Annotated in this window: 13 protein-coding genes; 3 read left to right on the forward strand and 10 right to left on the reverse strand. The window is 56.6% G+C overall.

Annotated features, from left to right (window positions below; translation table 11 throughout):
• Positions 1 to 173: 173 nt before the first annotated feature.
• The 3 genes from pdxR (at position 174) to AC07V0_RS29215 (ending at position 4163) form a co-directional block, all read left to right on the forward strand.
• Positions 174 to 1682 carry a MocR-like pyridoxine biosynthesis transcription factor PdxR gene (gene pdxR / locus AC07V0_RS29205; protein WP_495020169.1) on the forward strand — a complete coding sequence of 503 codons (1509 nt, stop codon included), beginning with the start codon at positions 174 to 176 and terminating at the stop codon, positions 1680 to 1682.
• A gap of 112 nt (positions 1683 to 1794) precedes the next feature.
• Positions 1795 to 2865 (forward strand): sugar phosphate isomerase/epimerase family protein, encoded by a 1071-nt coding sequence (locus tag AC07V0_RS29210; protein ID WP_495020170.1) that lies wholly within the window; start codon positions 1795 to 1797, stop codon positions 2863 to 2865.
• A 38-nt stretch (positions 2866 to 2903) separates the two neighbouring features.
• Positions 2904 to 4163, forward strand: a complete 1260-nt coding sequence (locus AC07V0_RS29215) for an MFS transporter (protein ID WP_495020171.1) — start codon at positions 2904 to 2906, stop codon at positions 4161 to 4163.
• A gap of 41 nt (positions 4164 to 4204) precedes the next feature.
• Here the strand turns inward: AC07V0_RS29215 and AC07V0_RS29220 are convergent, their stop codons facing one another.
• The 10 genes from AC07V0_RS29220 to AC07V0_RS29265 all read right to left on the reverse strand — a co-directional run bounded on the left by AC07V0_RS29220 (position 4205) and on the right by AC07V0_RS29265 (position 14594).
• On the reverse strand, positions 4205 to 5188 hold the full coding sequence (locus tag AC07V0_RS29220) for a GlxA family transcriptional regulator (protein ID WP_026331794.1): 984 nt from the start codon (positions 5186 to 5188) through the stop codon (positions 4205 to 4207).
• Positions 5189 to 5303: 115 nt separating this feature from the next.
• Complete coding sequence (locus AC07V0_RS29225; protein WP_064618546.1) at positions 5304 to 6302, reverse strand: 4-hydroxyproline epimerase; 999 nt, start codon at positions 6300 to 6302, stop codon at positions 5304 to 5306.
• Between the two features lie 12 nt (positions 6303 to 6314).
• Complete coding sequence (locus AC07V0_RS29230) at positions 6315 to 7163, reverse strand: ABC transporter permease (RefSeq protein ID WP_495020172.1); 849 nt, start codon at positions 7161 to 7163, stop codon at positions 6315 to 6317.
• On the reverse strand, positions 7160 to 8008 hold the full coding sequence (locus AC07V0_RS29235) for an ABC transporter permease (protein WP_028941379.1): 849 nt from the start codon (positions 8006 to 8008) through the stop codon (positions 7160 to 7162). The genes AC07V0_RS29230 and AC07V0_RS29235 overlap by 4 nt, the downstream gene beginning before the upstream one ends.
• On the reverse strand, positions 8005 to 9120 hold the full coding sequence (locus tag AC07V0_RS29240; RefSeq protein ID WP_064618551.1) for a quaternary amine ABC transporter ATP-binding protein: 1116 nt from the start codon (positions 9118 to 9120) through the stop codon (positions 8005 to 8007). Before AC07V0_RS29240 ends, AC07V0_RS29235 begins: the two co-directional genes overlap by 4 nt.
• A gap of 77 nt (positions 9121 to 9197) precedes the next feature.
• Positions 9198 to 10046, reverse strand: coding sequence for a glycine betaine ABC transporter substrate-binding protein (locus AC07V0_RS29245; RefSeq protein ID WP_028941377.1), 849 nt, complete (start codon positions 10044 to 10046; stop codon positions 9198 to 9200).
• Between the two features lie 73 nt (positions 10047 to 10119).
• Positions 10120 to 11466 carry an NAD(P)/FAD-dependent oxidoreductase gene (locus AC07V0_RS29250; RefSeq protein WP_495020173.1) on the reverse strand — a complete coding sequence of 449 codons (1347 nt, stop codon included), beginning with the start codon at positions 11464 to 11466 and terminating at the stop codon, positions 10120 to 10122.
• Positions 11463 to 12980 carry an aldehyde dehydrogenase gene (locus AC07V0_RS29255; protein WP_495020174.1) on the reverse strand — a complete coding sequence of 506 codons (1518 nt, stop codon included), beginning with the start codon at positions 12978 to 12980 and terminating at the stop codon, positions 11463 to 11465. Before AC07V0_RS29255 ends, AC07V0_RS29250 begins: the two co-directional genes overlap by 4 nt.
• Positions 12973 to 13884, reverse strand: coding sequence for a dihydrodipicolinate synthase family protein (locus AC07V0_RS29260; protein WP_495020175.1), 912 nt, complete (start codon positions 13882 to 13884; stop codon positions 12973 to 12975). Before AC07V0_RS29260 ends, AC07V0_RS29255 begins: the two co-directional genes overlap by 8 nt.
• Positions 13881 to 14594 carry a GntR family transcriptional regulator gene (locus tag AC07V0_RS29265; RefSeq protein ID WP_495020176.1) on the reverse strand — a complete coding sequence of 238 codons (714 nt, stop codon included), beginning with the start codon at positions 14592 to 14594 and terminating at the stop codon, positions 13881 to 13883. Before AC07V0_RS29265 ends, AC07V0_RS29260 begins: the two co-directional genes overlap by 4 nt.
• Positions 14595 to 14712: the final 118 nt, after the last annotated feature.

The raw sequence follows: 14712 nt of genomic DNA on the forward strand, positions 1-14712 counted from the left end.
CGGATCTGTACTGCGCCAACAGTCAGAATCGAGCCTTGTCCCTCCTCCTCCCTTCAAGTACCAGCATACAAGCGAGCGGTGGATGACTTATCGAGTGCCTCTGGATACCCTTGCATCTCTCGGTGCCTGACGGTGTTCCCAGATCAGCCACACTCCATCCAGACGAGCATGTAATGAAATCCCCCGCAGGTTTGCTGCTGTCGGGTATTGAGCTGGACCGTGCCAACTCAATACCTCTGTATCGCCAACTCTATTTGCAGATTCGCAAACAGATTCTCAGTGGAAGAATTCAAGGAGGCGTTCGCTTGCCGTCAACCCGGACGTTGAGCAAAGAGTTGTCGCTGTCGCGGATCACCATCCTCAATGCCTTCGATCAGCTGATCGCCGAAGGTTTCCTGGCCTCGCGCACCGGGGCCGGCACCTATGTCGGCACCGAATGGGAAAGTCGTGGTATCGCCGACGATGAAGCACAGCGCCAGCCGCCCCGGCTGTCTGACCTGAGCCAGTCCGTGTTGTCGCTGCGCAGTAATCATTTCCAGGGAGTTTCCTATGCCGACTGGGCGCCCGGGAGTCCCACCTCGTTCCTGCCCAGCCACAGTACTTACGACGCGTTCCCGCAACCGGTCTGGAAGCGTCTGATGAATCGCCACCTGCACAAGCCGACCAAGGCCATGCTCGGCTATGGCGAACTGCAGGGATTGCAGGCCTTGCGCACGGCGATCGCCGAATACGTGTTTGATGCCCGTGGCATCGATTGCAGTGCCGAGCAGGTCGTCATCGTTTCCGGTGCCCAGCAAGCCTTTAATCTGTTGGGCATGCTGTTGCTCAACCCGCAGGACCACGTGTGGATGGAGGATCCGGGGCATATCGCGGCGCGCATCGCGCTCCAGGCCCAGGGTGCTCAGGTGGTCCCGTTGCGCATCGACGAACAAGGGATCGATATCCAGCAAGGTCTGGTTCAGTGTCCGGACGCCCGCCTGGTGTTTACCACGCCGTCTCGCCAGCATCCCTTGGGTGTCACCATGAGTTATGCGCGGCGCCAGGAGCTCATCGACTGGGCTGCGCACCAGCAAAGCTGGATCATCGAGGACGACTGCGACAGCGAGTTTCGCTACAGCGGGCGCCTGCTCCCCGCGCTCTATGCCATGGACCAGTGGGCTCGAGTGATTTATGTCGGGACGTTCAGCAAAGTCCTCTTCCCCTCGCTACGACTGGGTTACGTGATACTGCCGCACGCCCTGATCGAACCCTTCTGCACCCTGCGGGCGGTCATGGATCGTAGCCCGCCCACGCTGCTCCAGGCGGTGACGGCGGACTTCATGCGCGAAGGCCACTTTCTTGGGCATATCCGCCGCATGCGCACGCTGTATCAGGCGCGCCAGCAAGCATTGGTCGAGCAACTGCAGCAACAGCTGGGCGGTTTCTTCAAGATCACCCCGGTGGAAGCCGGCATGCATTTGATCGCCTGGCTGCCACCGGATCTCGACGACGACGCCATCGCCAAGGCATTGGCCCGGCACAATATTCATACCTACGCCCTGAGCGATTACTGCCTCGAGCATGTCCTGCCACCCGCGCTGTTGATCGGTTTTGCCGGCACCCCAGAGAACCAGGCCCGGGAGCGCGTCGAAGCATTGGCCCAGGCCTTGCGCGAAATGGGGTATCTGCAGCAGGCCACTTGAAGCAAGGCAAGTGGTCTTATGATTTAACTGATAATGGATCTATCGAGAGTTCCTGTCTGGCGCGATAAAGGCTGCGCCGGGAGACCCGGTGTCTGAACCAGGAATGACTCGAATGAACAATAAGATCCAAGAACGATTCAATGCCTTGCTGAGCCACAAGGCCATCGGGGCCGGGGCGCCTCCCCCGCTGACTGAACCTCTGGCCCGACAGCTGCTCGAGCGCCTCGGCCAGCTGCGCCTGTTTGCTCATGCCTACCCCTTGCTGACCAACCTCACCCATGGCCGTGTCACGCCTGCCGACCTGCTGGACTTCGCCTATCGCCACGAGTTGCAGGGGCTGAGCCTGCACTTGCTCGACGGCGAGGAAAACAGCCTGAGCCAAATGACAGCCACACAATTGCAGGCGTTTGCTGACAAGGCCAAGGCGCTGGAGCTGGATGTGCACCTGGAAATCAGCAGCACGCTGAAAAAAGATGTCGATCAAGTGATCCGCATTGCCAAAGCGCTGGGCATCCGCAACATCCGCGTTTATTCACGCTACGAAGGGACGCTGTCCCGGGTCATGGACGTGATCGAGTCAGACCTGCATTACCTTGCGCAGCAGGCCGACGAGCATGACCTGTTCTTCGACTTCGAGCAGCACGAAGAGCTCAAGAGCGCCGAGATCGCGCAACTGCTGAACCGGCTCAACCATCCACGGCTGCATGCCTTGTTCGACTTCGGCAACATGATCAACGCTTGCGAGCAGCCCCTGCAGGCGCTGCGGACGCTGGCGCCACACATTCGCCAGACCCATCTCAAAGGCGTGCGCATCGTCCCCGAGCAAAACGGTTTCGGCCATTACGGCGTGCTGCAGGGCAGCGACGAAGACGACCTGCCCAGCGCACGCATGTTGTTCGAGCTGTTGATGCTCGGCGAATCAACCCCGCAAGTGATCGCGTTCATTCTTGAGCAGGAAAACCACTACGTCGCCCCGGCTTTTCGTCAGACCGTTGAAGCCGCCGACCCTTTCATTGCGTACCGCGAAATGAGTGAAACGCCGTTGCCGGACGGCTATTCGCTGGAGCGAATGCTGGCTGATGAACACCGTTGGGCAAACAACCAGGTCGCTTATGTACGAAGCCTGCTGGCCGAGTTCCGAACCCTGGCCGAATTGACCCTGGCTCACCGCGCAAACGCCTGAATCTGACGTGACTACTCGATTACGCCTGGAGAACAATAATGACAACTCGTGACAAGGCCAAATGGCTCCGATTCCTGATTCTTATCCTCGGTGGCGGCACCATCTACAAGCTGGCGAACCTCAAGGATGCCTTCTATGTGCCGATGCAAGAATTCATGGGGTTGACCCATACTGAAATCGGCGTGCTGCTGAGCGCCAACGCCATCATCGCCACCACGCTGTTTGTCGTGGGCGGGCTGCTCGCCGATCGATATGACACGCGCAAACTGATCCCGATCGGCCTGATAGGTACCGGCAGCCTGGGGCTCTATCTGGCGACTTTTCCGCCCTTCAGCAATCTGCTGATCGTCTTCAGCCTGTTGGCCGTCTGCGCCGATTGCATCTTCTGGCCCTCACTGCTCAAGGCCATCCGCAACCTCGGTGACGATCAGGAACAGGGTCGGTTGTTCGGGCTTCTGGAAGGCGGGCGTGGCGTCATTGATACCCTGGTCGCCTTTTCTGCCCTGGGCGTGTTCGTCGCCATGGGCTCCGGTGAGGCCGGTCTGAAATCGGCAATCCTCTTCTACTCGGTCATCGACATACTGGCCGGCTCCCTGACCTGGTTCCTGCTCAAGGGCGGCAACGCACAGGCGATGGCCAAGCCGAAGAACGGTTTGTCGAACCTGCTCGAGGCCATCAAGGTGCCGGGTATCTGGCTGGTCAGCCTCAACGTGTTCATGGTCTACATCGTCTACTGCGGCCTGACCTATTTCATTCCCTACCTCAAGGAAATGTACGGGCTGCCTGTCGCGCTGGTGGGCGCCTACGGCATCATCAACCAGTACTTCCTGAAGATCCTGGGTGGGCCCGCCGGTGGCTTCATTGCCGACAAGCAATTCAAGAGCACCAGCCGTTATCTGAAATGGGCATTCCTGGCCTTGCTGCCGCTCATGGGCGTGATCATGCTCATCCCGAAAAGCCCGAGCTTCATCTACGCGGGCATGGCGGCCACCCTGTCCTTTGCCCTCATCGTGTTCTCCATGCGCGGCGTGTTCTGGGCGCCCATGGGTGAAGTCGGCATTCCTCAGCACATCACCGGCTCAGCCTTCGGTATTGGTTGCCTGATCGGTTATGCGCCGGGCATGTTCGCTTACGTTATCTACGGCGCGCTCCTCGACCATTTCCCTGGCCAGCAAGGTTACAACTACGTTTTCAGTTTGATGAGTGTGCTGGCCATTCTTGGGTTCATGGTGTCCAGCCTGCTGTATCAGGCCGTGCAGAAAAAAACCGTGTCCGCCGACGCCGTTAGCGCAGCGTAATCGCTCTGGTAACAAGAGGAGGCCTTGCACAGGCCTCTTCTTTATTTAACGAGCCGCTTTTCCTTGGAAGGTCTGTACCCGAAGTACGAGCTATAACACTTGCTGAAATGACTGGGCGACACAAAACCACAGGCCACCAACACGTCGACCTGGGACAGTTCGGTGTGCTGGAGCAGTCGCCGTGCTTCGGTGATCCGCAGTTCCATGTAATACCGCTGCGGCGTTGTACCGAGTTGCTCCTTGAACAAGCGTTCCAATTGCCGCCGGGAACGTCCGGCATAGGCCGCCAGTTGCTCCAGTTCCAGAGGCTCTTCGAGGTTGGCGTCCATCAGCTTGACCACCTCGCGCAAGGGCGCGCTCACACAAATATTTTCAGCCGGTTTGATGCGCCGATAACGAGACTCCTCGAACGCCAGAATGTCCTCGATCCCTTCGACGAGGGCTTTATCGTGCAGGCCCTTGATCCAGTCTAGCGCCATATGAAATGCCCCCGAGGGGCTGGACGCGGTGAGGCGGTCGCGATCAATGACGTAGGGTTCACTGGTGACTTGCGTCGCCTTGGAGATTTCCGCGAGTGCGGGGCGATGTTCGGGGTGAATGGCGCAACGATACCCATCGAGCAAACCTGCGCTGCCCAGAAACCATGCGCCATTCCACAACCCGGCCAGGCAGACACCCTGGTTCGCCGCCATACGCAACAGGCTGATGAACTCGTCATCAGCCTTGAGCTCTGTCCTGTAGCCGCCACAAATCACCAGCAGATCCAGGTCGTGAATGGCTGAAGCATCCAGACGTGCATCCGGCCGGATGACCAGCCCCAAATCGCTGATGACCTCGCCGTCGTTCAAACCGAACGTTCGCGAAGAGAACAACCTGGGTCGTAGAAGATTCGCGGTGACAATGGTGTCCAGTGCCTGGGTGAACGCGGGCAGCGAAAAATGCTCGAGCAGCACAAAGCCTGCCCGGGTCATTCGAGCAGGCTCATCAGGGTTTTCATTCAGATAGCGGAGATTTTTTCCCTTCATGCCTCCGCTGAATTGGCGTCGTTCGATCAATGTTCGACCCACTCGGTTACTGCGTAGATAAAGCCTAATGCTAACTGTAGAAGCGCAAAAAGCCCTAGCACCATTATGCGACCGATCAAGCCAGTTGAAAGCCGTGACGAAGCGGGTCTTTGTCATCGACAAAAATGGTGTTGTGGCCGGTGATCTGCGCCCAGCCGCAGACACTGGGCCTGATGCCGTCAAACGTACCGACCTTTATCGATGATTCGACTTTCCCTTCGAAGATCGTCCCGATCAGGCTTTCATTGCGGAACGTGTCGCCTACCTTTAACCGTCCCTTCCCGACCAGTTGAGCCATCCGCGCCGAAGTGCCGGTGCCGCCGGGAGACCGATCAATGGCTTTGTCGCCGTAGAACACCGCACTGCGGCCATCCGCCGCTGTACCGTGCCCATCGTCGCACCAGATGATGTGGTGAACGCCGCTGATTCTGCTGTTCTCGGGATGTTCGGGATGACAAACCTCTGCCAGGGCCGTGCGAAGCTTCTGGCTCAGGCTGACGATGTCTGCCGTGCTCAGCCCTTGCAAGCCCGCCCAATTCTCCTGCGGCTCGACCACCGCATAGAAATTGCCGCCATAGGCAATGTCCACAATCAGCTCGCCGACGCCGGGCACATCGACCAGCACATCAGCGCTGTGCAGATAACTGGCTACGTTGAACAGGCGAATCGAGTCAACGAATTCGCCGCTCATGCTGTAGTCGACATCGACACGCCCCGCAGGCGTCTCGATGGCCAGCTTGCCAGGTTCGCGCGGCGTGACCAGGCCCTCTTCGATCACCACGGTCGACAAGCCTATGGTGCCCGCCCCACACATCGGCAGGCAGCCGCTGACCTCTATGAACAACGCACCAAAATCACAATCATCACGCGAGGATGGATAAATGATCACACCGGACATGATGTCGTGCCCCCTGGGCTCGAACATCAACGCGGTTCGAACCCAGTCATGCTCGCGCACAAAGATCTCACGTCGTTCGGCCATCGACACCGACGGCAACAGAGGCCCGCCACCTGCCACCACCCGCACCGGGTTACCGCAGGCATGGGAGTCAATGCAAAAAAAACTATGTCTCATGCTGAAACCCACTCAAAGATGTTGGCTTGGGGAGTGACGTTGCAACGCGCCGCGTGACAGGCGATCCAGCAGCAGTGCAATAGCAACAATCGCCAGACCGGCACGCAGCCCTAACCCCATCTCCATCCTGGAGAGGCCTCGGGTCACTTCAGCCCCAAGACCTCCCGCCCCTACCAGACCTGCCAGCACCACCATCGCCAGGGACATGAGGATGCATTGGTTCAGACCAACCAACAGCGTGGGTGCGGCAGTCGGCAGTTCGATCTTGAACAGAATGTCCCTTGGCGAAGCACCGGAAGCCTGGCCCAACTCGAGCAGATCTTTTGGTAGCTGCTTGAAAGCAAGGGTCGTCAGTCTGAGCATCGGTGGGATGCCATACACAATCGTCGCGATGATTGCCGGCACGCGTCCCAGGCTGAAGAGAATCACAGCGGGAATCAGGTAAACCCACGGTGGCACGGTTTGCATGATGTTGAGGATCGGTAAAAACGCCTCGTCGACCCGCTTCACACGGGCCGCCAGGACACCCAGCGGAAAGGCGATGGCGACCGATATCAAGACCGCCACGGATACCAGCGCAATAGTCTGGATGGAAGCGACCCACAGTCCAGAGAACAAGCAAAAAGCCAACATCAAAGCAGCGAAAACAGCGACTCGCTTGTTAGCAAAAAAGAACGCCGCTACAACGACAATTCCAATGAATAAATAAGGATGGGGAGCAAGCAGAGCCGTTTCCACTGCGCCGAGTATCGCCTCGATGACGTGGCTAACGCCCATGAACAAGCCGTGTAAATTGGCGTTCAGCCAGTCAACAGCGGGTGCCAGAAACTCGCCTGGAGAAAATTGGATTTGCGTTGTCATTGGGATTCTCCCATCCGGGACCGTGCAGCACTCTGGGCCAACCGATCCAGAATCATGGTCAGGATGACGATGGCTATTGCCGCGTTGATCGACTTGGCGATATCCAGTGTGCGTACCGCCCCGTAAATGGATTCGCCCAAACCACCAGAGCCGACGATGCCAGCGATCACCACCATGCCGAAGGCCATCATCAGGCTTTGATTAACCCCGGCCATGATGCTGGGCATGGCGAACGGCAAGCGGATTTTGAAAAACATCTGCCACCGGGTGACGCCGCTGGCATCCCCCAGCTCGATGAACTCCCGTGGGGTCATGCGAATCCCCAGGGAAGTCAGCCGCATCGCCGGCGGCACCGCAACGATGAAGGTCGCCAACAGTGCCGTGGCCGGGCCGTAGCCGAGCAGTGCAATGGCCGGCAGCAGATAGATGTAGGGCGGCAAGGTTTGCACCAGATCCAGACAAGGATCGACGACGCGATCAAAGGATGGCGCCAAACCAGCCAGCACGCCCAACGGAATCGCCACCACCAGTGCCAACACCGTGGCGGTCAGTACCAGGGCGAGCGTACTGACCGTCTCTGGCCACAAGCCAATGATGTCGCAGAACATCAACGCCAGACCGGTGAGAATCGCGAATCGAACGCCAACCGCTCGCCAGCCGATCAAGGCCAGGACAATCGCGATGACGTAATACGGCGGATAGGCAATGCACCACAGAACGCTTTGGTAAATGCCCTTCAGCAACGTATTAGCAGTGTCGAACACAAACTCGCCGTTATCCATCAGCCATTCCAGGCTCGAGTTGACGGCCGAATCGAATTGGTTGGAAAAGTCAGGCGTGCTCATGATTCCTCCAGAACAGTGGCGGCTGATGAGCCAGCGAACTCATTCGGAATACCTTGAACGCCACGCAGCAGATCACGCAGCGTAATGACGCCGACCACCGCACCGTTATCCACCACAGCGAGCGCATCGCGGTCGGACTTCATCGTCAAGCCGATCAGCTCGTTGATATCCGCGTCGGGCGAGGTTTTGGTCAGCTTGGCGATGTCGCAGCCAGGGTTCGCAACCTTGTAAGGCTCGACGGGTGTCATCACCGATTGAGCTTTGACCAGATGCAATCTGGAAATGCCTGCGACAAATTCCGCCACGTAGTCATCCGCCGGGTTCAGCACGATCTCCTCGGCAGTGCCCACCTGAATGATCGCGCCATCTTTCATGATCGCGATGCGGTCACCGATACGGATCGCCTCGTCTAGGTCGTGGGTAATAAAGACTGCGGACTTGCCGAGCTCCTTGGTCAGTTGCCGGAACTCGTCCTGCAACTGCCGACGAATCAAGGGGTCAAGCGCACTGAACGGCTCGTCCATCAGGATCACTTCAGGATCCGCCGTGATCGCTCGCGCCAGCCCTACCCGTTGTTGCATGCCACCGGACAACTCGCTGGGATAGCGCGAAATCCAGTCGCTCAAACCCACCTTGGCCAACGCCTGCTCGGCTACTTTGTAACGCTCGGCCTTGCCCACGCCTTGTACTTCCAGGCCAAACGCGGTGTTCTCCAGAACCGTGCGGTTAGGCAGCAAGGCAACGCTCTGAAAGACCATGCCGATGTGACGCGCCCTCACCTCCCGCAGCTCTGCGGGAGTCAAGGATGAAAGGTCTTTGCCTTTGACCAGAACCTTACCGGCACTGGGCGTGATCAGTTTGTTCAGAAGCCTGATCAGGGTGGATTTGCCACTGCCGGACAATCCCATGATGCAAAAGATTTCTCCTCGGCGAACCTGGAGACTGACGTCGGAGACCCCGACCACGCAGCTGTAATCTTGCAGGATCTGGGTCTTGGTCAGCCCCTGCTGAACGACAGCGTTCATCGCAGCAGGTGCGCCTTTACCAAAGATTTTCCAGACGGACTGGCAATCTACCAGCACTTCGTTCGTGTCTATTTTGGGGGTTGTCATTTTCGTACCCGTCGAACCAGTTTTTCTGGTTTTTCTAATGAATCAAAGGGCGGCAGTGGCTTGGAAAAAGTCGTTGCTTATTTCTTTATGTCTTCCCAGCGCTTCAGCAGCTCGGCGTGGCTATCGGTCCAGCCTTTAACGGCCTGTTCCATGGTTTTGCCGTCCTTCACTTCACCATTGATTGCGGTGATGTCGTTGATCGGCACATACACGCTGGCCATCACTTCACGTGCGTGCGGGTAGCTCTCTGTGAAGCCCTTGTGACCGATCCAGTAGTAACCTTGTGGCGGCGGGAAAACGCCTTTTGGGTCTTTGAGGAACTTCAGGTCGAATTTCTGCGCCATCCACGACGGTTCCCAAACGGTGACCGCCACCCACTCTTTACGATCAACGGCCGATTTCAATGCGGCGGTCATCGCTGCGGTACTGCCTTCGAGCAGTTTCAACTTGATGCCGTAAGCGCTGACGGCTTTGGTCGCATCGCTCATCAAGCCCGAACCCGGTTCGATACCGATGATTTTTCCGCCAAACTTTTCCGAGTTGTCGTTCAACTGATCGACAGAGTCGATATCCACATATTTAGGAACGGCGATACCTTGGTAGAGTCCATAAGAAACTGGGGACAGCTTTTCCAGGCGGTTCTTGTTTTTGCTCCAATAGTCGTTCGCTGCATAATCTGTTTGAGAGGCGAGCACTTGAATATCGCCCTTGGTCAGCGCCGCGTAAGCAATACCCCACTCGGAAAACTCAACAACTTTTACGCTATAACCGGAATCCTCAAGTACCTTTTTGGTAATACCGGTAATAGGCGTCAAGTCTTCCCATGACAAGGTACCCATGGTGATCGTTTTTTCTTCGGCGTGAACTGGCAAACTCATTAAGCCAGCCACAGCGACAGCGCAGATAGCCTTCCAAATCTTTTTCATGGCGAACTCCGATCTACGGTTTACAACTTGAGATTAGGCCTTTATGAAATAAAAGCCGGATGTTTGAAGCAATTCAGCCCTCTCGCCCTGCCCTCAGCGCCTGCCAACGAATAACCGAGTTGACACCCAGTTTGGTTAATAGCCTGGGTGGAAGCCGGCTAGGCCCTGGCATTTGACTGAAACTTTCCAACAGCGGTGAATGTGCCCCGCTGGCCAATTCGGCAGCCATCACGCCTGCCAACGTACTTTTAACCGTCCCCAGCCCGTTTTCGCAGCACGCCGAGTAGAGGTTTTCTTCTATTTCGCCAAAGGCTGGCGCGCTGTTGCGGCTCAAGCAGAGCCGCCCTGCCCAGCTGAATTCCAGCGGAGTCGATTTCAACTCCGGGAAGCGTGCGTCCAGCGAATGCCGTTGTTCTTCGGCCACTTCAGCAACACGCATCGGCGTTACTTGAATACTGGGGTCATAGGTAAACTTGGTTCGAATAACAATGCGCGAAAGTCCGTTTGAAGTGATCTTGCGAACAGTCGCCCCCATGGGATCCGCCGGTAATAAAGCCCAACGCGGTTTGCCGGTCACCGGCCTGTCAAACTCATCATGACTGTAAGCAGCGGTCATCGAAGCATAGGTAAACACATGCAACAGTCTTCCTTGAAAATGGCCAAAGTCTTCGACATGGCCATTGACTGCAAGAATCACTTTAGGCGCATTAACAACACCACGATGGGACTTGGCCGTCCAACTATTCCCTGACTTCGACAACTCGATAATCGGCGACCGCTCATACAGACTGACGTTCTTATCAAGTCCAAATGCAAGGTCCCTTATATATTGAGCCGGTTGAATCATTACCGCGCCGGGCGTATACAGCCCGCCATGGTAATAGTGAGAGCCGGTTATCTCTTGCATCTGCGCAGCGTCGAGCAGTTCGTATTGTTCGCCAATACCTTTCAGTGATTTTGCATAGTTGTCATTGAGCTTCATCCCCCGCTCTGTTGCCGCCGCGTTAATCTTGCCGGAGGGGTCGAAAGTCTCCGTAGACATGCCGTACTCGCGCGCGGCTTCTGCTGCGAAAGCAATGGCAAAGCGGTTCTGAGCGATTTCCTGCGCCGTTGCAGACTCACCGGCAACCGAATACTCCCCGGATGAAAGACTGTGCGGCACGTCAATCATGAAGCCCGAGTTCCTGCCGGCCGGCCCCTTCGCCACTTCATGGGCGTCGACAATCGCGATGCTGTCGCCCGGATGCAACTGGGACAACCTGCGAGCGGCGGAGAGACCGGCAAAGCCTGCACCGATAATCAGCCAGTCCGCCGTCACGCGCCCATCAAGCATGCGGACAGGCGCAGTGCGTGTGGATATCGCCTCCCAACCTGAAACCCCGGTGTCTACCGGCAGACGCTTGATGGTATGGGTGCTCATTTTTCGGTCTCATCAACCGACCGATCAGACACATCGATCCAGATGGTTTTGATTTCGGTGTACTGATCGTGAGCAAAAATGGATTTGTCCCGACCACCGAATCCCGACTCTTTGTAGCCGCCGAAAGGCGTCGAAGCATCACCCTCACCAAAGCAGTTCACAGTGACGATGCCGGCGCGAATTTCTCGCGACAACTTGATGGCCCGGCGCAGGCTACCGGTATAAACAGAGGCGGCCAGGCCGTACACCGTGTCATTGGCCAGGGCGATCGCTTCGGAGATCGAACTGAAGGTGGTGACCGACAGAATCGGGCCAAAGATCTCTTCCTGGAACAACCGGCTTTCTCTGTCGACACCGTCAATCACGGTTGGCTGTACGAAGGCGCCGTCTTTAGTCTCACCGCCGTACACAACCGCCAGCTTTCCAGCGGTGGCTTGCTCAAGGTACGACTTAACTTTCGCGAAATGCTCAGGGCTGACCAGCGCCCCCACACGGTTTTGCGGATCGAGGGGATCACCCATTTTCCATTCGCGGATGTAGGCGCCCATGCGTTGCAGCAGCTCGTTTTTCACGGACTCGTGAACGATCAGGCGTGAGGTTGCAGAGCAGTTTTCGCCCATGTTCCAGAACGCACCGTTAACGACATGTTCGGCAACACGGTCCAGGTCTTCGGCATCGTCCATCACCACGGCTGGGTTTTTACCGCCACATTCGAGCACGATGCGCTTCAGGTTCGAATCAGCGGCGTAATGCAGGAAACGGCGACCGGTCGCGGTGGAGCCCGTGAAGCTCACCATGTCGACATCGTTATGCAAACCGATCGGCTCTCCGACCTCCTTGCCAGTGCCGGTCACGATGTTGAGCACACCGGCAGGTACGCCGGCTTCAAACGCCAGCTCCGCGACTCGCAACGTGGTCAGCGTGGTCTGTTCGGCGGGTTTGACGATGACCGAGCATCCAGCCGCAAGCGCCGGGCCGATTTTCCAGGCCAGCATCAACAGGGGGAAGTTCCAGGGCAATACGCAGCCCACCACGCCAATCGGCTCGCGCACAACCATGGTCAGTGCGTCACTGCCCACCGGGGCGGTGTTGTCATAAATCTTGTCGATCAACTCCGCGTGCCAGCGCAGGGTGTGAATGGTGTCCGGTACATCGACCAACTGACATTCACTGACAGGCTTGCCGCTATCGAGGCTCTCCAAAACTGCCAGTTCGTGCTGATGGCTTTCAAGCAGATCCGCGAACTTCAGGAGAACGGCTTTGCGCTCCCTGGGAGAAATCGATCTCCAGCGTCCATCCTCAAATGCCTCTTTGGCATTACTGACCGCTACGTCGACATCCTCGGACGAACAGGCAGCGACGTCTGTCAAAAACTCACCCGTTGCCGGATTGGTTGTAACGAACGTTTTGCCAGAGAGGGACGGTTTGAACGCGCCATTGATAAATGCGTTGGAAGGCAACGAAATGCTTTTCGCGAGGGCCGCATATTCGGCCTTGCTCAGAAGATCACCCATGGCTGGCTCCCGAAGTGATATTTGCTACATTGCGTTTCAGTTCGGCGATGACCGATTGAAGGCGTTGTTTTTCTTCCGAATCAAGAGGCTGAAGCGGTAAGCGCACGTCCCCTACTTTCAGTCCATTAAGCTCGCAACCATATTTGATCGACTGCACGAACTTACCGCCGTCCAAAGCATTCATCAGGGGCATCATCGCCGACATGATCCGACGGCCTTTATCGAAGTCTTTCTCGATCACGCAGGCTTCATAAAGCGCCACGTGTTCTTTGGGCAGGAAGTTGGAACCGGCACACACCCAACTTCTGGCACCCCAGGCAAAAAACTCCAGTGCTTGGTCATCCCAGCCGCATGACAGTGCGATGTTGGGGAACTTACGCGCGAGCAGATGCACCTGCCCCATGTCGCCGGAGCTTTCCTTGATTGCAATTACGTTTTTCGATTGGCTCACACGGGTGAAGTAATACTCATCCATCGAAACGCACATGCGACCCGGGTAGTTGTAAAGCATGATCGGCAGGTCGGCAGCGCGATCAATGGTCAATGCATGTATCGCGTTTTCCTCGGAGGTAGGGAGCGCGTACGGCGGACTGGTGACGAGAATGGCGTCCGCTTTGATCGCTTTGGCATCCTTTGCATACTGCACCGCATCTTCAGTGCGAATGGCCCCCGTGCTGACGATCAGTTGCACCCGAGTGCCGATCACATCTTTCGCATAAGCGGCAAGCTCAGTACGTTCTTCTGCAGTCTGCGCATAATATTCGCCGGTCGACCCGCCGATAATAATGCCGTGTACTTTCGCTTCGATCAGCGACTCCAATACTTCGGAGTACACATTCCAGTCGATCTCCCCATCAGGATTATAAGGAGTCACCGCGGGGGTATAGATGCCTTCAAATTTCAAGATGATTTCTCCGAAGATGAGTGACGTGGAAGGTCAATGAGTGCGTCCGCCTGGATGCCTTGAGGCGCGATAAAAATTTCCATGTTTTCTCGGGACAGTTCCCAGTGTTCAAACACAAGATCAACGACTGCACCTTCATCGCGACGCTCGATAGCCTCGATAAACAAATCATGGTGGCAGGCGGACAGATCAAGACGTTGTTCCATATCCTCATTCTGAGGTCGGAAAAATGTATTACCGATTCGGGCGTGATCAATCAGCAGTCTTTCCAGACTGGGTTGCAGATATTGGTTGCCAGCCATCTCACCCATAATTGCGTGAAATCGATTGTTCTCGACGACCATCGCCAGCGCATCCCTTGAAGTGGTGGCGTGGCGGAAGCGGTACTGCGTGTCTTTCAGATCGATCAGCTGACGTGGCTTGAAGTTCTGCACCGCGAGACGACCGATGGCTGCGTACATCATCGGTGCAACCAGGAAGAAATTGCGCAGTGTCGAGTGATTCATCGGGATAACCCGCGCGCCGCGGTTCTCTCGAATGTCGATATAACCTTCACCGGCCAAACGACGGAAAACTTCTCGAACGGGGGTGCGGGACAAGCCATAACGCTCGCTGAGAATCACTTCATCCAGCGCCTCGTCAGGGTCCAGTTCCATCGTCAGGATTTGACGTTTCAAGTCTTCGTAGAGACAGGTTTTGCCGTTTTTCACGAACGACCTCCAGAGTTGATTTCGCCGTCAGATGCGGGTGGCTGATGGGGTCAGACTCGCATGGGTTTTCGGGGTGGTCAATAGATTGTATTTCTTGTGTATACATAGAAAACACATA

It is taken from the genome of Pseudomonas sp. GW821-FHT01E10 (genome assembly GCF_059422365.1).